The organism is Halorientalis sp. IM1011, assembly GCF_001989615.1.
GTDB lineage: Archaea > Halobacteriota > Halobacteria > Halobacteriales > Haloarculaceae > Halorientalis.
Genome location: NZ_CP019067.1, coordinates 3,130,108 through 3,153,224, shown reverse-complemented (window position 1 = coordinate 3,153,224; position 23,117 = coordinate 3,130,108). Strand labels below are relative to the sequence as shown.

The window sequence follows — 23,117 nt, the reverse complement described above, 5'->3', positions numbered from 1 at the left end:
GGAGCCGACGCCGTGCAGCGACGAGTCTACCTCACGACGGTAGCGGCCGCTCTGGGACTGGCCGGGTGTTCCGGCACGGAATCGGAGTCGACACCGAACTCGACAGGGACCTCGACCGAGACCGACGACGCCAACCCGAACGTCGTCGAGCCGACGCAGACGGCCCGGACCGACCTGACGAGCACGGCACCACAGATCACGGCGCTTTCGCTCGCCCCCGACTGGGATCGCCCCGGTGACACGAAGAGCGAAGCCGTCTCGTCGGCCACGGTCGGCGACGACATCCAGATCGCCTACCAGTACCGCGCGTTCGCCCACAGCAAGTCCGTGAATCTGGAGCGACGCATCGCGGTCTACGACGGGAGCGACGAGCAGGTTTCCGACGACACGAGCACGATCAACCGGTCGGTCACTCGGTCGGGATACAGCACCTGGGAGACGGCGGAGGTTTTCGGAACGTCCGGCTGGGACCCCGGCGAGTACCGCGCCGAGGTGACCGTTCGCGATACTACTTCGGGCGAAACAGACACGGCGTCGATGACGTTCCAGCTAGAGGAATAGTCCTCACTCGCCACCGTTGCGGAGATAGTGGAAGACGTACGTCTGGACGTACCCGGCGTATTCGTCGCCGAAGGCCGCCCGGATCGCCCGCGAGGTCTCGGCGTAGGAGTCCCGGTCGCAGTCGGGATAATACTCCTCGATAGTCGTCTGGATCCAGGTGTCCAGCGGCACGGCTTCGAGAAAGTCGAGCGAAAACAGCAGGACGCAGTCGGCCACCTTCTCACCGACGCCGACGAACCGCGTGAGAAACTCGCGAGCGTCTTCGTACGACAGGGTCCGCGCCTCGGCGGGGTCGGCCGTCCCATCGGCGACCATTTCGGCACTGCGCTGGACGTAGGGCGCGCGGTAACCCAGTCCTACCTCGCGAAGCTGGGCCTCCGTCGCGTCGGCGAGCGCCTCGGGCGTCGGGTAGGCGTAGTAGGTCTCCCCGTCAAAGGTCACCGGCTCACCGAACTCCCGGCGGAGCGAGATCTGCATGTCGTGGATACGCCCGACTCGCATCTGAGCCGAGCAGATGAAAGAGATCAGTGCGCCAAACGGCGGGTCACGCACGACGCGCATCCCGCGGTAGGTCTCGAAGGCCTCCCGGAGGAGCCGGTCGTCGGGGGTCGCGTGGCGGATGGCGTCGAGATCGTCGTCGAGGCGCAGCAAGCGCCGGAGGTGTGGCTCGGCGTCGACGTGTGACTCCCACTCCAGTGCGCCGTCGACCTGTCGAACCCGGACGACCGCTGGCTCGTCGCGGTCGGCGGGGCGGGTCGTCGTCCAGTACCAGGCGTCACCGCCGTGTGCCCGGTCGTCTTCGTAGGTGGCGCCGTCCTCGCGCGCCCAGAGATAGGACTGCCCGCTCTCGACGGTCGACTGGAGGTCGACGCCGCCGGCCAAAGTCCTCGCGTCGATTCGGCCCCGTCGCATCGTCGGTCGGGACGGGCCGGATCGGTATGGGGGTTTCGAGATCGAACTCACCGACGGAACCGTTGTTCGGGATCCCGATAAGGCACTGAATACCGCGTGAACGGACACCAATCTTCTTATCGTAGGACAGCCAACAGCAAATTATGAACTGCAGAGTTGTCGTAGAGGCCGCAGTCCCGGTCTACGACGTCGAAACACCGGACGAAGCGGTCCGGATCGCCATCTCGAAGACCGGCGAGATGCTCAATCCGGATCTCAACTACGTCGAGATCAACATGGGCCAGCGCACCTGTCCCCACTGCGGCGAAGATCAGGAGCCCGCCTTCATCGCAGCGGACGAGAGTCTGGTCGCACTCGAACTGGAGATGACCGTCTTCAACGTCGAGCGCGAGGAACACGCCGCACGGATCGCCCGCAAAGAGATCGGTCAGCGCCTCGAGAACATCCCGCTCGACGTACTCGAGATAGAGGCGATCGACGAGGAGGGTGAGGAGGACGAGACGGACGAGTCCGAAACTGAATCGGCGGCCGAGACCGAGACCACGGTCGAGGAGATCACGTCGGACGACACGATCAGTGAGCGAGACGAACGGGACAGCGAAGTGCTGCCCGAGTTCGAGGAGCTCATCGACGAGTAACGCGGGTTTCGACGGGTAGCCTGCCACCGGAGACGCGTGTGTCGTCCGTCGTCGGGCAACGCTGTCGCTCCGGAGTGATTATGTCGCGAGAACGCAGAGAACCGGTTCAGTCGGCAGCGGCTGGAACCTGTTCGGACGGTTCCTCGACCATCTCCGAGACGATACCGCCGGCCAGCGCGAAGACGGCGTCCTTGTGATCGTCCTTGGACATGTGGATCGAGGTCGGTCGAACGCCCACGCGCTCGTACTCGTCGTGGTCGACCTCGTTACCTGTTTTCTCTTCGTAGTGGTTCTGTACCTGTGCAAGCAGGCCGTGAAGATGGATGAGCTCCTGCTTTTTCATGGTCACCCATTCGTAACGACTGAAGGGTTATAGTACTACTCTGAGTCCCGTTAACACACTCCCCGTCCGTAGCGCCGTCCATAGACGGGTTTTCAAGTGATTACTGATCGGAACGGAACTGGCGAAGAGTTGTTTACTCTCCGACAACCGGTGTATGTATGGAGTCGAGGCTGGCGCGCGCTCGGCTGAAAGGTTTTTGGCTCGTCCGCGGCATTGACCGATATGGACTACGAGGATCAACTCGACCGGGCGATGGAGCAGACACCCGACATCGAGGGCAGTAGCGACCGGTTCGACGTGCCCGAACCGGAAGTGCGCCAGGAGGGTAACGTCACGGTCTACGAGAACTTTCAGGACACGACGACGCGGCTCGGCCGCGAGGACGACCACGTCGTGAAGTTCCTCCAGAACGACCTCGGGACCAGCGGCCACATCGACGAGAGCGGCCGCGCCCGACTCACCGGCGAGTTCCGACAGAGCCGCATTCAGGAGTCACTCGACGAGTACGTCGACGAGTTCGTCCTCTGTTCGGAGTGTGGGCTGCCGGACACGAAACTCGAACGCGAGCGCGGGGCGCTGGTGCTGCGGTGTGAGGCCTGTGGCGCGATCTCCTCGACGAGCGGCTAGCTCAGCGTCTTCAGCGTCTCCAGATCGTGTTCGGTGCGGGTGAACTCCGCGAGCCGCCGGCTCGCGTGACAGTTCGGGCAGTGAAACGTCCGCTTGTGCGAGGGGAGCTCGGTGGGGGAGGACTCCCATCCCTTCTTGCACTCCGGGCAGAGCAACCGGACGTAGGTCTCGGTCATGTGTGACCTGTTGACACGCGGCAGCGTGAAAAAGGTTGTCGCCGGTTCGTCTCGCGCGTTCCGCCGGGAGCGTTTACCCGGTCGTTCAGGCCGCCTTCACGTCGTGTTCGGCTTCCAGTAGCTCCTTGTACCGGTTGCGGATGGTCACCTCGGAGATGGAGGCGACCTCCGAAACTTCAGACTGGGTCACCTTCTCGTTGGTGAGCAGCGAGGCGGCGTAGACGGCGGCCGCGGCGAGGCCGACCGGGGACTTGCCCGAGAGCAGGCCGCTCTCGCGGGCGCTGTCGAGCAGTTCCCGGGCGCGGCGTTCTGTCTCGTCCGAGAGGTCCAGATCCGAGGCGAACCGGGGGACGTAGCTCTCGGGGTCTGCGGGCTGAATCTCCAGGTTCAGTTCCCGGACGATGTAGCGGTACGTCCGGGTCATCTCCATCTCGCCGACGCGGGAGACGGTGATCATCTCGTCGATGCTCCGGGGCGTGTTGGCCTGGCGGGCCGCGGCGTACAGCGACGCGGTGGCGACGCCCTCGATGGACCGACCGGGGAGGAGGTCCTCGTCGAGCGCCCGGCGGTAGATGACCGACGCCGTTTCGCGGACGTTCTTCGGGAGGCCGAGCGCGGAGGCCATGCGGTCGATCTCGCCGAGTGCCTGCTTGAGGTTGCGCTCCTTGGAGTCGCGGGTCCGGAACCGCTCGTTCCAGGTGCGCAGGCGCTGCATCTTCTCGCGCTGGCTGGAGTTCAGCGACCGCCCGTAGGCGTCCTTGTCCTGCCAGCCGATGTTGGTCGAGAGCCCCTTGTCGTGCATCATGTTCGTGGTCGGGGCACCGACTCGGCTCTTCTCGTCGCGTTCGCTGGCATCGAAGGCGCGCCACTCCGGTCCGCGGTCGATCTCGTCTTCCTCGACGACCAGTCCGCAGTCTTCACAGACCGTCTCGCCGTGCTCGGTGTCGGTCACGAGGTGACCGCCACACTCCGGGCAGGTCGTCGTCGATTCCGTCTCGGTCTCCGTCTCCTCCGTGATCTCGTTCTCTGTACGTTCGTTCGTTATCGGCCGAGTTGTGGTGTCGCTCATGGGGGGATTGCTTGGGTTGCCGGCGGCGAAAGCCATAAGAAATTGCCGGCGTGCTGCTAACTGTTAGTAAGTGCGAAAAGCATATAAATGTTTCGCTAATCCGGGGCTAGAGGACCGTTCGTATGGCACCAATTACCGCACTGCTGTACAGCGGTTTCACCGATATCGAGAGCGAATCGTCGCCGTCCGCGAGCGGTGGTCAGACCGTAAATAGGTGTCCCTCGTCGGGGACGTCGAACAGGCCGATCCGCGCACCGGCGTCGAGCCAGGCGTGGCCGTAGGAGAAGGCTGCCAGTGCGTTGACTGGGTCGTCGTCGGCCCGGAAGTGTCGGCCGTCTTCCAGATACGAGCGGGCCATCTCCTCGCACTCGGCGGCGGCCTCGCCCAGCGGCGACTCCGGGGGAACGGCGATCTCGGCGGCGTCGAGGGCGTCGGCCAGCAGGTCCTCGTACCGGTCGGTCTTCTCGTCTAGATCGGCGGGCATGTGCCACCAATCTGTTCGTCTTGTCCTAAGCGTGTCGACGTGGCGGGGTCGCCCCGATCGGTCGTGTCCGGACCGTACAGAACAGCGCAGGCTTAATACACCGTCCCCGACTACCGTCTCTCATGACAGACGAGGCCGTCGAACACCGGAGACTCATCATCGCTGGTTCGGGGATCGCGGGCCTGAGCACCGCGATCTACGCCGCTCGCTCGAACAACGACCCGCTCGTTCTGGAGGGGGACGAACCGGGTGGCCAGCTCACGCTGACCACCGACGTGGCGAACTACCCCGGCTTCCCCGACGGGATCGGCGGGACCGAACTGGTGAACAACATGAAAGAGCAGGCCACCCAGTTCGGGACGGACATCGAACACGGGATCGTCGAGTCGGTGGACGACTCCGATCGCCCCTTCCGCGTCGAACTCACAGATGGAACGGTCTACACCTGCGACGCCTTCGTCGCCGCCTCCGGGGCCAGTGCCCGCACGCTGGGCATTCCCGGCGAGGACGACCTGATGGGCTTTGGCGTCTCGACCTGTGCGACCTGCGACGGCGCGTTCTTCCGCGACGAGGACATGCTGGTGATCGGCGGCGGCGACGCCGCGATGGAGGAGGCCAACTTCCTCACGAAGTTCGCCGACACTGTCTACATCGCCCACCGGCGCGAGGAGTTCCGGGCCGAAGACTACTGGATCGACCGCATCGAGGAGAAAGTCGAGGCTGGCGACGTGCAGATCATGAAGAACACCGAGGCCGTCGAGATCCACGGCTCCGAGGCCGAGGGCGTCGACCACGTGGATCTGGTACGCCACCCCGAGGGCCACCCCACGGACAAACTCGACGATCCCGACACCGAGCAGATGCAACTCGACGTGGGCGCGGTGTTCCTCGCCATCGGCCACACGCCCAACACCGACTACCTCGAAGACACGGGCGTCGAACTGGACGACGCCGGCTACCTCCGCACGCAGGGCGGTGACGGCGGCGGCCAGACGAAAACTGCCGTCGAAGGCATCTTCGGAGCCGGCGACGTGGTGGACCACCACTACCAGCAGGCCGCGACAGCGGGCGGCATGGGCGTGAAGGCCGCACTCGACGCCGACGAGTACCTCGAAGACGCGGTGACGGCAGAAGCGGCCGAGGCCGACGGCGTGAGTGCCGAAGCGGACGACTGACGGACGACAGGCTAGTCTGTCGGAAAATACACAGTCTCCTTCTCGGCGGTAACCAGAGCTTACGGAAGATTCGAGGCGAAAGGCTCGCCCTTCAGGGCGGGGAGGATGTCAACTCAGTCGAGTCGCTGCCAGCGGTCGGACGCCTCCAGCGCCGGCAGTGCGTTCGCGAGGTCCATCCTTGCGGCACCGTAGAATCGGTCGCGACCGACAGGTGTCCGCACCCGCAGGACGACTGTCCCGTCGGTCACGGAGTAGACCGCGAGTCGCCACTGGCTCTCCGTGTCGGTCCAGCGACTGCGCAGCGTCGCCGTCGAGTCGTCGACGGTGCGGGATCCGAGTTCCCAGCTCAGGCGATTCAACTGAGGAATGTCGAACGGGACCACGGTCGGTAACTCGACGCGTACGGAGCACTCCCGGGAGCCACGTGCAGCCATACCACAGCACCCGCCCGACTGCAGTAAAAATGTACCTGTTTCCGATCGGACGGCCCGCCAAACCCGACAGTTCGACCGACGTTTAAGCACGGGCAGGACCACGGTACAGCCATGTCACGACCGCACATCGTCGGGATCTGTGGGAGTCTCCGCGACGACAGCCACACGCGAAAAGGACTCGAACACGCCCTCGACGCGGCCGCAGCGACCGGCGGCGAGACGGAACTTCTGGACCTCCGGGACTGGGACCTCCCGGTCTACGACGCGGACGCGGGCGAGGCCGGCGACGCACCGACGTTCACCGCCCGAGTGCGCGCGGCCGACGCCATACTCCTCGGGACGCCGGTGTACCACGGATCGTACGCCACGCCGCTGAAGAACGCCCTCGATTACTGCGGGTTCGACGAGTTCGAGAACAAGACCGTGGGCCTGCTGGCGGTCGCCGGCGGCGGGTTCCCGATAACCGCGCTCGAACACCTGCGAACGGTCTGTCGCGCACTGAACGCCTGGGTCATCCCACACCAGGCCGCCATCCCCCGGGCCAGCAATGCCTTCGAAGGCGACGCCGACGACTGGGGATTCGTCGACGAGAGTGTGGCCGACCGGGTCGCAATCCTCGGTCGACGGGCCGTCGAGTACGCAACCATCGAACCCGATCCGCCCTGCATCGAGAGCACGGAAAACGTGGGTGCCGACGACTGATCGGCGTCAATCCAGGTACTCGATGTCACCGATTTCGGTGCCGTAGAGCCGCCACTCGCTTCGATACGTGCGGAGCCTCGCGGTGGCAGTGATCCGATTGTCCCGGAACTCCCCGCTATTGGAACCGGTCGCTCGCGTCACCTGTTCGTACTCGACGGTCGCCTCGTCGCCGACGACCGAAACCGACTGAACGGTCAACGAGTACTTGAGTTCGTACTGGTTCCAGATTTGCTGCGTTTGCTGGATCGTCCGCTCGTAGTACGGACTCTCGGGGTGGAGCGTCTCCCGGAGTGATTGGAGTCGCTGCTCCTCCGTGGCTCGCACGTTCTGTCTGAGGACGCGCTCGACCGCGTCCCGTTCGGCGTCGGAGGCGCTCCCTGTCTTCGCGTCCGTCACGGGAGTCTCCCCGTCCGTGTCCTCTTCACCCCCGTCGCCTTCCTCAGTGTCGTTGTCCGTTCCGTCCTCGGCCGCTCCGTCACTTTCAGCTGGAAGCACGTCTGTACAACCGCTCACCATCGCAGCCAGTGCCACACCGCTTCCAGCGATTACGTCACGTCTGTTCATAGTGTCCGAACACTATCACTATCTGATAACTGTTCGGGAAGCGGCGCGAATGCGACCGGAACCCGCAACCGTCAAGCCCGGACGCTGCCTATCCCATCGCGTGACCCAGTGGGTCGAGAATCCGACGGGTGGGCGGGACCGCGGCCCGGTCGCGCTCGCGCGGGCGTGGGCAGAGGTGCTGGTTCGCCCCCGTCGGTTCTTCCGGGCAGGTATCGCGCCCGGCGACCAGGCACCGGGACTGATCTTCGCGGCCGTCGTCGTCCTGCTCGAGGAACTGACACGGCTGGCGCTGATCCCGGACGTCTATCCCGTGGTCGCCGGACAGCCGGTCGCCTCCCGGGCCCTGTTTCTCGCGCTCGCCGTCGTCCTCGTGATGCCAGCCGTGTTGCACCTGACGGCGGCGCTCCAGACGCTGATCCTGATGGCGACGGCACCGAACCGCGGCGGCGTCAGCGAGACCGTGCAGGTCCTCGCATACGCGACCGCGCCGTGCGTGTTCGCCGGACCCGAAATCCCCGCCCTGCGCGTGATCTGTACGGCCGCGGGTGCCGTCCTGCTCGTCGTCGGTACCGTCGAGGTCCACGACCTGCCGTACTGGAAGGCGGTCCCGGTCGTCGCGGTGCCGGCGGCTATCGTCTTCGGCTACGGCTTCCGCGGGTTCGGGGCCGCGGGTGCCCTGCTGGCCGAGATCGGGGTCTCGCTACCGTTTTAACCACCGGCAGGCCAACTATCGGTATGCTCAGTCTGCAACTCGAGGAGTTCATGGTCGAACTCAAAGACGGGTCGATCAAGAACGTGGGACCGACGAACAAGTCTGCGACGGCGAAACTGTACGACGTGGAAGGCGTGGACGTGCGGGAGTTCGGCGACGAGCGAGTGAAACTCGCCTTCGAGGACGAGGCGGGTAACGAAATCGAGATCGCACTGTTCCCGGACGAAGCCCGCGAGATAGCTCGCGGGATCGAGATGCTGGAGGAGGAGAGTCGAGTCTTCGAGTGACCGACTGCGAGGACGGGTACTCGCGCGGCAGGGGTCGAACGGGATTCCCGGAGTGATTCGACAACAGTTTTAGGCCGGGTCCGTTTGGTTCCGGTAATGGGAAGCTGTATCATTTGCGGAACGTCTGTCGAAGGGCACATCTGCGAAACACACCAGCAGGACGTGGTCTTCGAGTTCCGCGGCACGAACGCAGACCAGCTGACGCCGGGGCGATTCTACCGAGGAACGGTCGACGGGTACGCCGAATTCGGCGTGTTCGTCGACATCGCGGACCGGGTGACCGGTCTCCTCCACCGGAGCGAACTCGACCAGCGACTCGAGAGCCTCGACTGGGAGGCGGGTGACACCGTCTACGTCCAGGTCAAGAACGTCCGCGACAACGGGAACATCGACCTCGGGTGGTCGATCCGCCAGTCCGAACGGGAGTTCCGCGGCACGCTGATCGACGACCCCGACGAAGATTTCGCCCTGCTGAAAGAAGACGTCGAGGGAGACGACGACAGCGACGACGACGGCGACGACGGGCCGGTTCGCCACACGGTCGGCGAGGTCCCCGACGAGAGCGGGAACGACGACACACGGGAGGCCGGCCGTACCGGTTCCCCGACCGACGGCGGCGACACGGAGACAGACGAGAGCGGAACCACAGACACCGATTCCGACACCCGGACCGCCGACAGCGGTGGCTCGGGCGGCGCCGCAGTCGTCGAAGCCGAACCGGAGAGTACGGACGAAGAGACGACGAGCGTCGAACTCACGCAGGTCGCCGTCGACACGCTGTCCGACCGCGTCGGTGACGACGTTCGCATCGAGGGCGAGATCGCCGACATCCGCCAGACCAGCGGCCCGACGGTCTTCGAGCTCCGTGACGAGACGGGCGTCGTCGACTGCGCCGCGTTCGAGGAGGCCGGCGTCCGGGCTTACCCCGAGGTCGAAGAGGGCGATCTGGTCAGACTCGACGGCGAGGTCCGCCGTCGCCGCGGGGAACTGCAGGTCGAGACGGAGGCACTGCTCGTCCTCGAAGACGACGAACACGACGCCGTCTCCCAGCGGATGGCCGACGCGCTGACCGAGCGCGCCCGTCCCGAGGACGTCGAACCGCTGGCCGACGACCCGGCCGTCGACGCCGTCATCGACGGCGTGCGCGAGGCTGCGACCGCCATCCGGCGCGCCGTGCTCGAAGATCGACCGGTCGTCGTCCGGCACAACGCGACCGTCGACGGCTACGTCGGCGGCGTGGCCATCGAGCGCGCGACGCTCCCGCTGGTCCGCGACCAGCACGGCGCGGCCGACGCCGAGTACCACTACTTCGACCGCCGGCCGCTGGAGGACGGCGTCTACGACATGCAGGACGCCACGCAGGACGTGACCGGCATGCTCGACAACCGCGAGCGTCACGACGAGAAACTCCCGCTGTTCGTGTTCGTCGCCGCGGGCGCGACCCGGGAGTCGCTCGACGGCTTCGACCTGCTGTCGATCTACGACGCCGACCGCCTGGTGCTCGACTCCGCCGAGGCCGACCCCGAGGTCGGTGACGCCGTCGACACGCTCGTCTCGCCCTCGCTCACCGACGCCGACGCCACGACGACGGCGAGCGCCATCGCGGCGACCGTCGCCGCCCACGTCGACGACGACGTGCGCGAGGAGATCGGTCACCTCCCCGCCGTGAGCTTCTGGGAGGACACGCCCGAATCCTACGTCGACCTGGCCGAATCGACCGGCTACGACGCCGACGCCACCCGCGAGATCCGTGAGGCCATCGCGCTGGAGGCCTACTACCAGTCCTACGAGGACAAACGCGAGTTGATCGCCGATCTCCTCTTCCCGGAGACCGACGACGAGCGCGGCCTGGCCGGCCACGTCAGCGAGCAGTTCCGGACGAAACTCGACGCGGAGATCGAGACGGCCGAGGCCAACCTCGAACGCCGCGAAGTCGACGGGATTTCGGTCGCCGTGCTGGACACCGACGCCTTCGCCCACCGGTACGAGTTCCCGCCGACGAACCTGCTGCTGGACGAACTGTTCCGCCGACACCGCGACGACGTGGACGTGGTCGTCGGACTCGCCGAGGACGAACTCTACCTGCGCTCGACGACGGCGCTGGACGTGCGCGCCGTCGCCGCGACCGCCGCCGAGGAAGCGCCGGACGCCGGCCTGCAGGCAAAGAGCACCCGGGACGGCTGTCTCGAATTCCTCTCGGGCGAGCGCGACGCCGTGCTCGACGCCGTGCTGGAAGCGGTCGCCGACGTGGCCTGATCGAGGGAGACTCACGACCCGCCCGTTCCATTCGTTTCGCCCGGTTTCGTCCGTTTGCGCCTTTTTGCCGATGTATAACGAAGGTCGACCGACGTGTATCACCACTCGATGACACGCGAGTCTTCGTCCGGTAGCCTCCCCCACTCGCTCGCCCACCTGCCGCAGTGCCTCGATCGGCTTTGGGCGCGGTTGCGGTCGAACGGACTCGCGACACCGCCGTCGTCGGTCCGACAACCGGCGACGGCCGCACACGCCCCCATCGAGACCGGGACAGTGCCCCCCTTCGAGACCATCACGGTCGCCGAGACCGAAGACTGTAGTGGCTCCCACGGCGTCACGATATGGAACGAGGGGCCGACGCGATTCCTGACCGTGTCGATCGAGTCGGCCGGCCGCGGGCACCTGTTCGAGACCGAGCGTCGCGTCTATCCAGACCGACCGCTCAGGGTGGAACTCGAACAGGCCGACGCGTACACCGTCGCTGTCGGGGACGGCGATCTGCTGTACGAGATAACCGTCGACCCGGCGTGGTTCGACCGCGACGCCGCCGTGACAGATGTAGTGGTCGACGAGGACGGCAAAGTACGGTACAGTTCGCTCGCCGAACGGGATCCGAACGAGTGAACGACCCGAACCTGCCACTCACGTACCTTTCAGATCCAGGAGTGGTGTCTCTGTATCCATGCACCGCCGCCGTTAGTTCCTGGGACTGCTCGCCGGTGGCTACCTGATCGGCGACCGCTGAGGGTCGCTCAGCTGCGGCAACGGAGCCAGCGCACGACCGCCAGGTGCCCAAATACCGTGCGGATGGGTCTCGGCCGGACTGGCGGACCGGGACCCGGTCGAAACGCTGACGGCCGGCGATCCGAGCGCCGAACGGGGCCCCTACTACACCGGCCAGCACAGCCTCTCGCTGTGGAACGACCGGTCCGGCTGTGCATTCGGACTGGAGATCACCGGGCTGGAACACGGGACCGTCCTCGACTGGCGGGGCGAACTGGATGGCGGGGAGTACGTCACCGTCGAGTTCGCGCAGGCCGATCAGTACCTCGTGGCCCTCCACGTCGACACCGTGGACGACACGTGGTTCTGGCACCCGATTCGGAGACCGACGTTCGACTGCAACAGCTCCGGGACGACCGTCGTAGTCCGTCCCGGTGGCCGTGTCGAGTACAGCAGTGTATCGACGCTCGAACTCTGTGACCGCAGTCCGACACAGTATCGGACGCCCAAACCCGGCGATTTCGACGCCGAATAACCAGGTCCAGTTCGTGTCGACTGGAATATATCAAAGCGTTCAACTTCCGGGCTGGAGTCGGCCGAAATATGCGTCGCCGTCAGGTCCTCGCCCTCTTCGCCAGCACCGTCGTTCCGTTCGCGGGGTGTAACGCCCAGAGCGAAACGGCCGAATTGCGGAGCGAGCCACTGCCGTCCTCGCCGATCGATTCCCGACCGGACACGATAAATGCCACGCGTACAGCTAACCTCGACGACGATATCGGGAGAGAGGACACTGTCTCGTTCGACGAGCAGCCGGTCGCGACCCGGTCGGTCGGGGATCGGTCCCACGTGACACACGCTGAGTACAACCGTCCGCGGCAGTTACTGCTCTGGAACGACGGTCCGGAGCGGACGCTCGACGTGACGATCCACGGTGACGCACTCGGTCGCGTCCTCGACTGGCGGCCGACGGTTCCGGCGAGTCGATACGTCGAGGTGACCCTCGCTCGGCCGGATCGGTACACGGTGGTCGTCGGCACGGCTGAGAGCCGGGGCTACACGGTGACGGTGGACCGCGACTGGTTCGACTGCACCGAGTCGTGGCGGACTATCGTCGTCCGTCCCGACGGTCGCGTCGAGTACGCCCGGGGAATGGAACTCGCCACCTGCTTTCCCCGGACCGTCACGCCGGAGTGAACCGCTCGGTAGCCCGAGGCGACACCCTTATTCTCGCGACGCGTCCAGTACTCTCCAAGCGGCAATGAGCACGGAGACGACCGACCCCACCGAGACGGAGGCGTTCGAGCAGGTCTGTGAGGAGCTGGTCCAGCGGATTCTCGCGGGCGACCTGGAACGCGACGAGGTCGAGCAGGCCAAGTTAGAGGTCTGTTCGGACTTCTCCTCGCCGAAGGTTCCGAAAAACTCCGAGTTGCTCGACTACGCCCCGCTCGAACGCCGGGAGGAGTTAGAGGAAGTCCTCCAGCGCAAGCCCGTCCGGACGGCGTCGGGCGTCTCCCCCGTCGCGATCATGACCTCGCCCGAGCGGTGTCCCCACGGGAAGTGTCTCTACTGCCCGGGCGGCCCCGACTCGGAGTTCTCGAGCGCCCAGAGCTACACCGGTCACGAGCCCGCGGCGGCCCGTGGGAAGCAAAACGACTACGATCCCTACGGCCAGGTCACGCTCCGACTGGAACAACTCCGAGAGATCGGTCACCCCGTCGACAAGGTCGAACTCATCCTGATGGGCGGGACGATGACCGCCCGCTCCCACGACTACCAGGAGTGGTTCGTCAAGCGCGCGCTGGAGGCGATGAACGACTACGACGCCGCGGCCCAGCCCGAACCCGCCGAGGGCGAGAGCTTCGCCGAGGATCCCCAGGAGCAAGAGTTCAGCTACCTCGAAGACGTCATCGCCGAGAACGAGACCGGTGACGTGCGCAACATCGCGACCACCTTCGAGACCAAGCCCGACTGGTGTGATCCCGAGCAGATCGACCGGATGCTCGATCTCGGTGGGACGAAGGTCGAGGTCGGCGTCCAGACCACCTTCGAGCGGATCAACCGCGAGATGCACCGCGGCCACGGCGTGCAGGACTCCATCGACGCCAACCGCCGGCTGCGGGACTCGGGGTTCAAGGTCGGCTTCCACATGATGCCCGGCCAGCCCGGGATGAGCAAGGAGATGTGCCTCGAAGATTTCCGCCGGATCTTCGAGGAGTCGGAGTGGCGGCCCGACTACCTCAAGATCTACCCGACGCTGATCGTCGAGGGCACGGCGACCTACGACATGTACCACCGCGGCGACTTCGACCCCCTCGGGAACGAGGAGGCCGCCGAACTCGTCGCGGAGATCAAGTCGATGATTCCGAAGTACACCCGGCTCCAGCGCGTCCAGCGGGACATCCCTGCGGACTTCATCGAGGGCGGCGTCTGGAAGTCCAACCTCCGGCAACTCGCGCGCCAGCGGATGGACGAGCACGGCTGGACCTGCGACTGCATCCGGTGCCGGGAGGTCGGGATGAACGACGAGGAACCCGAGGACGTCGAACTGCAGGAACTGACCTACGAGGCCGGCGGCGGCACCGAACACTTCCTCTCCTTCGAGGACCCCGAGAAGGACCTCCTGATCGGCTTCTGTCGGGTGCGGTTCCCGAACGATCCCGTCAGGAAGGAACTGGAAAACGCCGCGCTGGTGCGGGAACTCCACGTCTACGGAAGCCAAGTGGGGGTCGGTCAGCAGAGCGAGGCCGACCAGCACCAGCACCGCGGCTACGGCCGGCGGCTGCTGGAGCGGGCCGAGCAACTGGCGGTCGAGAACGGCTTCGAGAAACTATCGGTCCTCTCGGGGATCGGCGTCCGGCAGTACTACCGGGAGAAACTGGACTATTATCAGGACGGGCCGTACGTGTCGAAGCGACTCTGACTCAGAGCGCGGATTCCTCGTCGCTACCGAGCGAGACGTAGCGACTGCCGCGCAGTACGTCGACGCCGATGAACACGAGGACGAGGCCACCGACGACACCGGCGACGAGGAACGTGTAGTCCATCGACGTGGCGGTTCCCTCCAGAACGGGGTTCAACAGTGTGAGGGGAAAGCCTAGCCCGAGGGTGACATCCGCGCCGCCGACGAACTGGTGCCAGGAGAGCGTCCAGTCGCCCACGTCGACTTCGTCGCGGCGGGCCGCGACGACGAACAGGAGACCACCGGTCCCGAGCAACAGGGTGCCAACGGCGTCGTAGACGCCCTGCGTGACGCCGACCAGCAGCGCCGGGAACGAGGTCAGCGCCAGGACGACGCCGGCGATCAGGTAGATTCTGCGACGCATGCCCGCATCTCCCCACCGCAGAACAATGAAGCTCCCGACAGCGGGCGAGCGGTTGATACGGGGCCGACGGCAGGGGGTACTTTGACCCTCGCACCCGAACGAGGAGTATGGCTGACGACATCGCTATCGTCGGGGCCGGCGCGGCGGGCGCGGGTGCCGCCTACGCGCTCGCCGACGCCGACGCGTCGGTCACCGTCTTCGAGAAGAGCGGGGGTGTCTGTGGTCGCGCCGCGACGCGTCGCCGCGAGGGCTGTCGGTACGACCACGGGGCCAACTACGTCAAGGCCGACGACGAGCGGGTGACCGAACTGGTGACCGACGGCCTCGACACCGAGGGACTGGTCGACATCGCGGAGCCGGTCTGGGTGTTCGACGCCGACGGGGAGATTTCGGAGGGACGGGACGCCGACGACCACAAGTGGACCTACGAAACGGGAATCACTCAGCTGGCGAAACGGCTGTTCGGAGCGACCGACGCGTCGGTCGAGAACGGTGTCCGCATCTCCGAACCCGTCCGCGAGAACGACGGCTGGCGGCTCTACGACACCGATCACGAGGATCTGGGACACTTCGACGCCGTCTTGCTCACGCCGCCGGCCCCCCAGACGGCGGACCTGCTGGGCTCGGCGAACTGGGAACACCGGCTCTGCCGGGAACTCCGCGAGGCTGTCGCCGTGATACCCTATCGAACCATCGTCTCCGCCGTCCTCCACTATCCCTTCGAACTGGACCAGCCCTACTACGCGCTCGTCAACACCGACGACGACCACGACGTGGGGTGGGTCTCCCGCGAGGAGTGCAAGGACGGGCACGTCCCCGACGGCGAGAGCCTGCTGATCGCCCAGATGAGCCCCGACTGGTCGGTGGATCACTACGACGACGCCGACGGCGCGATCACCGCGACCGCCGCCGAACGGGTCGCCGAGCTGCTCGACGACGAGCGACTGGCGGATCCGGACTGGACGGACACCCAGCACTGGCGCTACGCACTGGCCGACGACGGCGTCGACGCCGGGACCGTCGATCGGGCGGCCGAACACGGCCTCTACCTCGCGGGCGACTGGGTGGCCGGCGAGGCCCGCGTCCACGCCGCCCTCCGGAACGGACTGGAGACCGGCGAGCGCATCACCGACCGACGCTGAGAGTCCAGTCTCGAACTTCTTCGAAAATACCTCAGATTTCTGGGTTTTGTGACTGGCATTTAAGTAGTTGCCAAAAATCGTGTACGTCAATGGCATTAGGGGTACGCCACGACATAGCACGGCAGGTGCATGGACAGGAATCGGTCGTTTCAGTCGGTGACCAGAAATCGACGATGCAGTGTGGGAGGGTGTATTCGCTGTGATCGTCGGCGTTCCGACCGAGACGGCAGACGGCGAGCGACGCGTCGCACTGACGCCGTCGGTCGCCGAAGATTTCGTCGAGGACGGTCACGAGGTCTGTGTGGCCGCCGGCGCGGGGGCAGGAGCCAACTTCGCCGACGACGCCTACGAAGCGGTCGGCTGTGAGATAATCGACGACCGCAGGGCCGTGTTCGACCGGGCCGACGTGCTCTTTCAGGTCCGGGGTCTCGGCGCGACCGAGACGGAAACCGATCCCTACCGCGAGGACCAGATCGTCGTCGGACTGCTCGGGCCGTACGAGGTAGCTGACGAGACGGTCGACGAACTGGCCAGCAGGGGCGTCAGCGCGTTCGCGCTGGAGTTGATGCCCCGGATCAGTCGCGCCCAGAGCATGGACGCGCTGTCCTCGCAGGCGAGCCTCGGTGGCTATCAGGCGACACTGATGGCCGCCGAGGAGTTGCCCAAGATGTTCCCGATGGAGATGACCGCCGCGGGGACGATCCAGCCTGCGGAGGTGTTCGTCATCGGCGCGGGCGTGGCCGGGTTGAAGGCCATCGCAACGGCCGAACGTCTGGGGGCCAGCACCCGCGGCCACGACGTGCGCCTCGAAGTCAAACGCGAGGTCGAGAGTCTCGGCGCCGACTTCGTCGAACTCGAACTCCCGACTGAAGGGTCGGGGGACGAGGAAGGCTACGCCGTCGAAATGGGCGAGGAGTTCTACGCGGAACAGCGAAAACAGATGCAGCGGGTCGTCCCGGAGTCGGACGTGCTGATCACGACGGCCGCCATTCCCGGCCGCCCGGCACCGGAGATCGTCACGACGGAGATGATCGAAGACATGGACGCGGGGTCGGTGATCGTCGACCTCGCAGCAGAGACCGGCGGGAACTGCGAACCGACCGAAGCCGGTGAGACTGTCGAGGTCGACGGCGTCCGGGTCCACGGCCCGACAGACCTGCCCTCACGGGTCAGCACGACCGCGAGCCAGCAGTACGCGAACAACCTGGGGAACTTCCTCGACAATCTGGTCGACGAGGACGGCGAACTCGACGTCGACCTCGAAGACGAGATCGTCGACTCGACGCTGCTCGTCCACGACGGAACGGTCCGTAATCCACATCTCGACGACGGTGGCGGGGGCGGCGACGACGGCGATGCCGCCGACGATTCGGAAGGAGGTGACGACGATGGCGACTGAACTGTCAGCACTGGAACTGTTCGTCCAGAACCTCACGCTGTTCGTGCTGGCGGCGTTCGTCGGCTACGAGATCATCACGAAGATTCCGACGAACCTGCACACGCCGTTGATGTCCGGCGCGAACGCGATTTCGGGCATCACGCTGCTGGGCTCGGTCGTCGTCGCCGGGTCTGGAGAGACGACCCTCGCGACCGCGCTCGGCTTCCTTGCGGTCGTCATGGCAACGATCAACGTCGTCGGTGGGTATCTGGTGAGTCACTTCATGCTCGATCAGTTCCGAGGTGGTAACTGATGGCGGGACCGCTCGCACAGGTGTTGCCCGACGCGGCGCTCCAGGTGGCCTACCTGATCGCCGGCATCCTGTTCATTCAGGGGCTCCGGGACATGACCCATCCGCGGACGGCGACCCGCGGGAACGCGATCTCGGCCACGGGGATGTTCCTGGCCGTGATCGTCACCGTCCTGTGGTTCGACATCGTCTCACCGCTACTCCTCGCGGCCGGGCTGCTGGTCGGTGGCGGTGTCGGCGTCTGGCTCGCTGTCTCGGTCGAGACCACCGAGATGCCCCAGCTCGTGGGGCTGTTCAACGGCTTCGGCGGGGGCGCGTCGGCGCTGGTCGCCGGCGCAGAACTGATCGACACCTACGATGGGGCCAGCGCCGTCGCCCCGCTCCCGATCGACCTGACGGCGACGGCGGCCATCGCCGGCCTCATCGGCTCGGTCACCTTCTGGGGGAGCCTCGTCGCCGCGGGCAAACTCCACGGGTTCGTCGGCGATTCACCCGTGAGCACGAACGTGGGCCACGCGATCAAGGGACTCTTCCTCGCGGCCGCCGTGGTCGCAGGGCTCGTCCTCGTCGTCCAGCCCGACGCGCTCGGTAACTCGCCGATCGCGCCGTGGATCCCCTCCTACTGGGTGCTGGTCGCGGCCGCGTCGATCCTCGGTATCTTCCTCGTCGTGCCCATCGGCGGCGCGGACATGCCCGTCGTCATCGCCCTGCTGAACTCCTACTCCGGGCTGGCAGCGGCGACGACGGGGTTCGTGCTCGGGAATACAGCGCTGATCGTCGCCGGGACGCTCGTCGGTGCCTCGGGGATGATCCTCACCGTCATCATGTGCGAGTCGATGAACCGCTCGCTGGCCAACGTCTTCTTCGGCGGACTGGGCGGCGACGACGGCGACAGCGAGGACATGGAGGACATCTACGAGGGGCAGATTCAGGAGACCTCGACCGAGGAGGTCGTGATGCTCCTGGAAACTGCGAGCCGGGTCGTGGTCGTCCCCGGCTACGGGATGGCGGTCGCACAGGCCCAGCACGCCGTCGCGGAACTGGTCGACCTGCTCGACGAGCACGACGTCGACGTGGAGTTCGGCATCCACCCCGTCGCCGGCCGGATGCCCGGCCACATGAACGCGCTGCTCGCGGAGGCCGACGTGCCCTACGAGAAGATGCGCGAACTGGAGGAGGTCAACCCGACCTTCTCCCGGACCGACGTGGTGATCGTCACCGGGGCCAACGACGTGGTGAACCCGCGGGCCAACGAGGACGACGGCAGCCCCATCTCGGGGATGCCCGTCCTGAACGTCGACGAGGCCAATCAGGTGATCGTCAACAAGCGGAGCCTGAGCCCTGGGTTCTCGGGCATCCCCAACCCGCTGTTCGCCCAGGACGACACGAGCATGCTCTTCGGTGACGCCAAGGAGTCGATGCAGGAACTGGTCAACGACTACAAGGAAGCCACGGACTGAGACCGCGGCTCACCCTGATTCCCAGATTCTGGAGATCGGGGCCACTTTCTTGTTCACGCTTGACGTATTCTCGGGTATGGTACAAGACGCAGTACTGGTGACCTTCATCGGCCTGGCAGCGTTCTTCCTGCTGATCCCGGCGTCGATCTGGCTGCTGAAGAGCGCCCTCGGTGGCGAGGAGCCGGCGGAACCGGCCGACGACGTCGAGACGAACGGTGATCGGCCGCGTCAGGGCCCGAGTGCCTGACGGCGGCCTCACGCTACGAACCGTTTTTCGCGACCGAACGACACCCTCTTTGCGAGGCCGGCGGACCGGAGGATATGGACCGCAAGCGGGAGCTGACGAGCGTCGACCTCGCGGCGCTCTGTGGCGAACTCGGGGACTACGAGGGCGCGAAAGTCGACAAGGTCTACCTCTACGACGACGGCCTCGTCCGGTTCCGGATGCGCGATTTCGACCGGGGACGCGTCGAGTTGCTACTGGACATCGGCGAGACCAAACACCTCAGGGTCGCCGACGCCGAGAACGTCCCCGACGCGCCGGGTCGGCCACCGAACTTCGCGATGATGCTCCGGAACCGCCTCTCCGGGGCGGATCTGGTCGGCGTCGAGCAGTACGGCTTCGACCGGATCGTCACGCTCGAGTTCGAGCGCGGCGACGAGGACACGACCGTCGTGGCGGAACTGTTCGGCGACGGCAACGTCGCCGTCCTCGACGGAGAAGGCGAGGTCGTCGACTGTCTCGACACCGTGCGCCTGAAATCTCGAACCGTCGCGCCCGGGTCGCCATACGAGTTCCCCTCCTCCCGTTTCAACCCGCTCGAAGCCGAGTACGAGGCCTTCGCCGACCAGATGGAGGACTCGGACACCGACGTGGTGCGGACGCTTGCGACCCAGCTGGACTTCGGCGGCTTCTGGGGCGAGGAACTCTGTACCCGCGCCGGCGTCGAGAAGACGATGGACATCGCCGAGGCCGGCGAGGAAGAGTACCGCGCCCTCTTTTCGACCATCGAGGACCTCCGCGAGCGACTGGCCGCTGCCGACCTCGACCCCCGGGTCTACTACGAGGGAGGCGAGGACGGCGAGGATGGAGACGGTGACGATGGCGACGACGATTCCGACCGCGGCCTCCGCGTCGACGCGACGCCGATTCCGATGGCCGAGCACGAGGACTTGCCCAGCGACGCGTTCGAGACGTTCACCGCGGCGCTCGACGACTACTACACCAACTGGGAGGCCGAACCGGAGACCGGCCCCGAGGACGGCGGCGGGCGCGACCGCCCGGACTTCGAGAGCGAGATCGAGAAGCAGAAACGGATCATCGAGCAACAGCAGGGAGCCATCGAGGACTTCGAGGCCCAGGCCGAGGCCGAACGCGAGAAGGCGGAACTGCTGTACGCCGAGTACGATCTGGTCGACGATATCCTCTCGACGGTCCAGCAGGCACGCGAGGAAGACGTGTCCTGGGACGCCATCGAGGCCAAGTTCGACGAGGGGGCCGACCGCGGGATCGAGGCCGCCGCGGCCGTCGTCGGCGTCGACGGCAGCGAGGGCATCGTCACTATCGAACTCGACGACCACCGAATCGACGTGGACGCGAGCGTGGGCGTCGAGAAGAACGCCGACGAACACTACACCGAGGCCAAACGCATCGAGGAGAAAAAGGAGGGCGCGCAGGCGGCCATCGAGAACACTCGCGAGGACCTCGAAGCCGTCAAGCAGCGACGCGAGGAGTGGGACGCCGCCGACGGCGACGAAGGCGACGGAGCAGGCGGCGAGGAGTCCGACGATGACGAGGAGGACACCGAGGACGTGGACTGGCTCTCGCGGGCGTCGATCCCCGTCCGCGCCTCCGAACACTGGTACGAGGAGTACCGCTGGTTCCACACCAGCGACGACTTCCTCGTCATCGGCGGGCGCAACGCCGACCAGAACGAGGAACTCGTCAAGAAGTACATGGACGGCGGTGACAAGTTCTTCCACGCTCAGGCCCACGGCGGCCCGGTGACCATCCTGAAGGCGACCGGGCCGAGCGAACCGTCGAGAGACGTGGACTTCCCCGAGTCCACACTCCAAGAAGCCGCACAGTTCGCGCTCTCCTATTCCTCGGTCTGGAAGGAAGGCAAGTACGCCGACGACGTGTACATGGTCGACCCCGATCAGGTGTCGAAGACGCCCGAGAGCGGCGAGTACCTGGAGAAGGGCGGCTTCGCGGTGCGGGGCGACCGCACCTACTTCGAGGACGTGGCAGCGAGCGTCGCCGTCGGCATCAAGTGCGAACCGGACACGCGAGTCATCGGCGGGCCGCCGGCCGCCATCGAGCCGACGGTCGAGACCAGCATCGAACTCGAACCGGGTCGGTACGCACAGAACGACATGGCCAAGATGTGCTACCGTGAGCTCAAGGAGCGGTTCGCGGACGAGTCGTTCGTCCGGTCGGTCGCCAGCCCGGACCTGATTCAGGAGTTCCTGCCGCCGGGCGGGTCGCGGATGGTCGAGGACTGACCGGTTGCGGCGGTCCAGTCCCGGCGTCGATCAGTGTTTGTGGGTGAAAAGCAGCGGGTTGCCGTCGTGGGTCGCGGTGCAGAGGTCCATCGCGAAGTCCAGTTCCAGCGAGTTGTACTCGTCTTTGCAGACGATCAGGTTGTCGAACGGTTCCTCACAGGCAGGACAGGCGAGTCCGACCGTGTTCTGGTGGATGGTGACCGAGTCGCTCTCCTGCCGGGGCGTCAGCGACGAGACGAGTTCGTCGTACCCTTCCATACAAAAAGGGGTGACCCAGCGAGTATAAATCACACGCCCGACCCGCGCGATTCGGATCCGGTCCCCTGGTTCGCGCGAGTCAGCGACGAAAACGACCCATAGAGCCAATTACCGTGACAGTCATTGTCGACTATGCAACGACGGCTCCAGGGGGCTGCGATCGCCGCCGTCGGGCTCCTGCTGGCCGCCGTCCAGATCGCCCAGGCGATGGTCCGCACGTCGACCACGGTCGGGTTCGCCGTCGATCTGCTCCCCTTTCTGGCGATGGCGGCCGCGATCACCTTCGCCGGCGTCTGGGTCGCCCGGAGTCCCGAGTACGTCGAGTACGGGACCGTCGTCGGCGCGTGGGTCGTCGGGAGCGCCGTCGCCTTCGCCGCGATCACCGCGTTGATCCTCTTCTCGCTGAACGTCGCCACCGAGACGTTCGACGCCTTCGATGCAGCGCCCTACGTCGCCGTGGACAACGTCACCGCCGGGACGCTGGCGGGTGTGCTCGTCGGCATCTACGACGTGCGCAGTCGGATCGACAGGGCAGAGCTGAAACGCCAGCGCGACCGGATCGAGACGTTCGCCAACCGCGCCGCCGACACGAACCACTACGGCCGCGCCCTCAACGAGTCAGACACGATGGACGCGGTGAGCACCCTCTGTGTCGAGGCCGCCATCACGCTCGTCGAGTTCCACGACGTGGCCTTCGTCGAGCGCCGGGGTGGGTTCGCCACGCTCGTCGAGAGCACCATCGCCGGCGTCGACGAAGCGACTATCGCCGAACTCGCCGGCCTGGCCGCCGGCGCGGAGGCCGCGACCGTCGTCACCCACGAGGACGACCTCCCCGCGGGACTCCCCGAGGACGTCGAGCGCGTCGTGACGATCCTCGTCGCCGAGACCGACAGCGCGACGACGGCGATGGTCGCGCTGGACCGGGGCGACACCGCCGTGACCGAGGAAACTCGCTCCCTGCTGGAGATGCTCGTCGCCCACGCCGGGACGGCCCTGGAGAACATCTACGAGACCTCGATCCCCACCCGCGACGAGCGGGACGCGGTCACCATAGAGATCGACGACGGGGACGAGTAGG

27 protein-coding genes are annotated in these 23,117 nt (G+C 66.0%); 18 read left to right on the top strand and 9 right to left on the bottom strand.

Annotated elements, in window-relative coordinates:
• The first annotated feature begins 12 nt into the window (after positions 1 to 12).
• The gene (locus BV210_RS16375; protein ID WP_077207688.1) at positions 13 to 561 is read left to right on the top strand and encodes a hypothetical protein; all 549 of its coding nucleotides are present in this window, start codon (positions 13 to 15) and stop codon (positions 559 to 561) included.
• 3 nt (positions 562 to 564) lie between these two features.
• Here the strand turns inward: BV210_RS16375 and BV210_RS16370 are convergent, their stop codons facing one another.
• Positions 565 to 1,473, bottom strand: a complete 909-nt coding sequence (locus tag BV210_RS16370; protein ID WP_077207687.1) for a DNA-3-methyladenine glycosylase — start codon at positions 1,471 to 1,473, stop codon at positions 565 to 567.
• Between the two features lie 143 nt (positions 1,474 to 1,616).
• Between BV210_RS16370 and BV210_RS16365 the strand changes: the two genes are divergently transcribed.
• Complete coding sequence (locus BV210_RS16365) at positions 1,617 to 2,111, top strand: DUF555 domain-containing protein (protein ID WP_077207686.1); 495 nt, start codon at positions 1,617 to 1,619, stop codon at positions 2,109 to 2,111.
• Between the two features lie 106 nt (positions 2,112 to 2,217).
• Here BV210_RS16365 and BV210_RS16360 read toward each other — a convergent pair whose 3' ends face one another.
• Positions 2,218 to 2,454 (bottom strand): UPF0058 family protein, encoded by a 237-nt coding sequence (locus BV210_RS16360; RefSeq protein WP_077207685.1) that lies wholly within the window; start codon positions 2,452 to 2,454, stop codon positions 2,218 to 2,220.
• A gap of 222 nt (positions 2,455 to 2,676) precedes the next feature.
• Here BV210_RS16360 and BV210_RS16355 point away from each other — a divergent pair, with 222 nt between their 5' ends.
• Positions 2,677 to 3,081 carry a translation initiation factor IF-2 subunit beta gene (locus tag BV210_RS16355; protein ID WP_077207684.1) on the top strand — a complete coding sequence of 135 codons (405 nt, stop codon included), beginning with the start codon at positions 2,677 to 2,679 and terminating at the stop codon, positions 3,079 to 3,081.
• Here the strand turns inward: BV210_RS16355 and BV210_RS16350 are convergent.
• From BV210_RS16350 to BV210_RS16340, 3 genes are all read right to left on the bottom strand, one after another.
• A complete protein-coding gene (locus tag BV210_RS16350; protein ID WP_077207683.1) occupies positions 3,078 to 3,257 on the bottom strand; it encodes a hypothetical protein in 180 nt (59 codons plus the stop codon). The two genes, BV210_RS16355 and BV210_RS16350, sit on opposite strands and share 4 nt — an antisense overlap.
• Before the next feature lie 85 nt (positions 3,258 to 3,342).
• A complete protein-coding gene (locus BV210_RS16345; RefSeq protein WP_077207682.1) occupies positions 3,343 to 4,326 on the bottom strand; it encodes a transcription initiation factor IIB family protein in 984 nt (327 codons plus the stop codon).
• Between the two features lie 199 nt (positions 4,327 to 4,525).
• Positions 4,526 to 4,810: a DUF357 domain-containing protein gene (locus BV210_RS16340; RefSeq protein WP_077207681.1), complete on the bottom strand. Its 285-nt coding sequence runs from the start codon at positions 4,808 to 4,810 to the stop codon at positions 4,526 to 4,528.
• A gap of 122 nt (positions 4,811 to 4,932) precedes the next feature.
• Here BV210_RS16340 and BV210_RS16335 point away from each other — a divergent pair, with 122 nt between their 5' ends.
• A complete protein-coding gene (locus BV210_RS16335) occupies positions 4,933 to 5,985 on the top strand; it encodes an NAD(P)/FAD-dependent oxidoreductase (RefSeq protein WP_077207680.1) in 1,053 nt (350 codons plus the stop codon).
• 113 nt (positions 5,986 to 6,098) lie between these two features.
• Here BV210_RS16335 and BV210_RS16330 read toward each other — a convergent pair whose 3' ends face one another.
• Positions 6,099 to 6,419 (bottom strand): hypothetical protein, encoded by a 321-nt coding sequence (locus BV210_RS16330; RefSeq protein WP_077207679.1) that lies wholly within the window; start codon positions 6,417 to 6,419, stop codon positions 6,099 to 6,101.
• Positions 6,420 to 6,530: 111 nt separating this feature from the next.
• Between BV210_RS16330 and BV210_RS16325 the strand changes: the two genes are divergently transcribed.
• On the top strand, positions 6,531 to 7,121 hold the full coding sequence (locus tag BV210_RS16325) for an NADPH-dependent FMN reductase (RefSeq protein WP_077207678.1): 591 nt from the start codon (positions 6,531 to 6,533) through the stop codon (positions 7,119 to 7,121).
• A 6-nt stretch (positions 7,122 to 7,127) separates the two neighbouring features.
• On the opposite strand, the gene BV210_RS16320 is transcribed toward BV210_RS16325, so the two are convergent.
• A complete protein-coding gene (locus tag BV210_RS16320) occupies positions 7,128 to 7,685 on the bottom strand; it encodes a hypothetical protein (RefSeq protein WP_157526074.1) in 558 nt (185 codons plus the stop codon).
• Between the two features lie 100 nt (positions 7,686 to 7,785).
• Here BV210_RS16320 and BV210_RS16315 point away from each other — a divergent pair, with 100 nt between their 5' ends.
• From BV210_RS16315 to BV210_RS16285, 6 genes are all read left to right on the top strand, one after another.
• Positions 7,786 to 8,397, top strand: a complete 612-nt coding sequence (locus BV210_RS16315; RefSeq protein ID WP_077207676.1) for a YIP1 family protein — start codon at positions 7,786 to 7,788, stop codon at positions 8,395 to 8,397.
• A gap of 23 nt (positions 8,398 to 8,420) precedes the next feature.
• Entirely contained in the window at positions 8,421 to 8,684 is a 264-nt protein-coding gene (locus tag BV210_RS16310) for a hypothetical protein (protein WP_077207675.1), read from the top strand.
• A gap of 96 nt (positions 8,685 to 8,780) precedes the next feature.
• Entirely contained in the window at positions 8,781 to 10,940 is a 2,160-nt protein-coding gene (locus tag BV210_RS16305; protein ID WP_077207674.1) for a DHH family phosphoesterase, read from the top strand.
• 108 nt (positions 10,941 to 11,048) lie between these two features.
• A complete protein-coding gene (locus tag BV210_RS16300) occupies positions 11,049 to 11,564 on the top strand; it encodes a hypothetical protein (RefSeq protein WP_157526072.1) in 516 nt (171 codons plus the stop codon).
• Between the two features lie 702 nt (positions 11,565 to 12,266).
• The gene (locus tag BV210_RS16290; RefSeq protein WP_077207671.1) at positions 12,267 to 12,857 is read left to right on the top strand and encodes a hypothetical protein; all 591 of its coding nucleotides are present in this window, start codon (positions 12,267 to 12,269) and stop codon (positions 12,855 to 12,857) included.
• A 64-nt stretch (positions 12,858 to 12,921) separates the two neighbouring features.
• On the top strand, positions 12,922 to 14,583 hold the full coding sequence (locus BV210_RS16285) for a tRNA uridine(34) 5-carboxymethylaminomethyl modification radical SAM/GNAT enzyme Elp3 (protein WP_077207670.1): 1,662 nt from the start codon (positions 12,922 to 12,924) through the stop codon (positions 14,581 to 14,583).
• A gap of 1 nt (position 14,584) precedes the next feature.
• Here BV210_RS16285 and BV210_RS16280 read toward each other — a convergent pair whose 3' ends face one another.
• Complete coding sequence (locus tag BV210_RS16280) at positions 14,585 to 14,986, bottom strand: hypothetical protein (protein WP_077207669.1); 402 nt, start codon at positions 14,984 to 14,986, stop codon at positions 14,585 to 14,587.
• 107 nt (positions 14,987 to 15,093) lie between these two features.
• Between BV210_RS16280 and BV210_RS16275 the strand changes: the two genes are divergently transcribed.
• From BV210_RS16275 to rqcH, 6 genes are all read left to right on the top strand, one after another.
• Positions 15,094 to 16,128 carry an NAD(P)/FAD-dependent oxidoreductase gene (locus BV210_RS16275; protein WP_077207668.1) on the top strand — a complete coding sequence of 345 codons (1,035 nt, stop codon included), beginning with the start codon at positions 15,094 to 15,096 and terminating at the stop codon, positions 16,126 to 16,128.
• A gap of 199 nt (positions 16,129 to 16,327) precedes the next feature.
• Positions 16,328 to 17,527, top strand: a complete 1,200-nt coding sequence (locus tag BV210_RS16270) for a Re/Si-specific NAD(P)(+) transhydrogenase subunit alpha (protein WP_077207667.1) — start codon at positions 16,328 to 16,330, stop codon at positions 17,525 to 17,527.
• Positions 17,517 to 17,819 (top strand): NAD(P) transhydrogenase subunit alpha, encoded by a 303-nt coding sequence (locus tag BV210_RS16265; RefSeq protein WP_077208090.1) that lies wholly within the window; start codon positions 17,517 to 17,519, stop codon positions 17,817 to 17,819. The genes BV210_RS16270 and BV210_RS16265 overlap by 11 nt, the downstream gene beginning before the upstream one ends.
• Positions 17,819 to 19,276: an NAD(P)(+) transhydrogenase (Re/Si-specific) subunit beta gene (locus BV210_RS16260; protein WP_077207666.1), complete on the top strand. Its 1,458-nt coding sequence runs from the start codon at positions 17,819 to 17,821 to the stop codon at positions 19,274 to 19,276. The genes BV210_RS16265 and BV210_RS16260 overlap by 1 nt, the downstream gene beginning before the upstream one ends.
• Before the next feature lie 76 nt (positions 19,277 to 19,352).
• Positions 19,353 to 19,523: a hypothetical protein gene (locus tag BV210_RS19995; RefSeq protein WP_157526070.1), complete on the top strand. Its 171-nt coding sequence runs from the start codon at positions 19,353 to 19,355 to the stop codon at positions 19,521 to 19,523.
• 74 nt (positions 19,524 to 19,597) lie between these two features.
• Entirely contained in the window at positions 19,598 to 21,781 is a 2,184-nt protein-coding gene (gene rqcH, locus BV210_RS16255; RefSeq protein ID WP_077207665.1) for a ribosome rescue protein RqcH, read from the top strand.
• A 30-nt stretch (positions 21,782 to 21,811) separates the two neighbouring features.
• Here the strand turns inward: rqcH and BV210_RS16250 are convergent, their stop codons facing one another.
• Positions 21,812 to 22,039 (bottom strand): hypothetical protein, encoded by a 228-nt coding sequence (locus tag BV210_RS16250; RefSeq protein ID WP_077207664.1) that lies wholly within the window; start codon positions 22,037 to 22,039, stop codon positions 21,812 to 21,814.
• A 132-nt stretch (positions 22,040 to 22,171) separates the two neighbouring features.
• Between BV210_RS16250 and BV210_RS16245 the strand changes: the two genes are divergently transcribed.
• A complete protein-coding gene (locus BV210_RS16245) occupies positions 22,172 to 23,116 on the top strand; it encodes a hypothetical protein (protein ID WP_077207663.1) in 945 nt (314 codons plus the stop codon).
• Position 23,117: the final 1 nt, after the last annotated feature.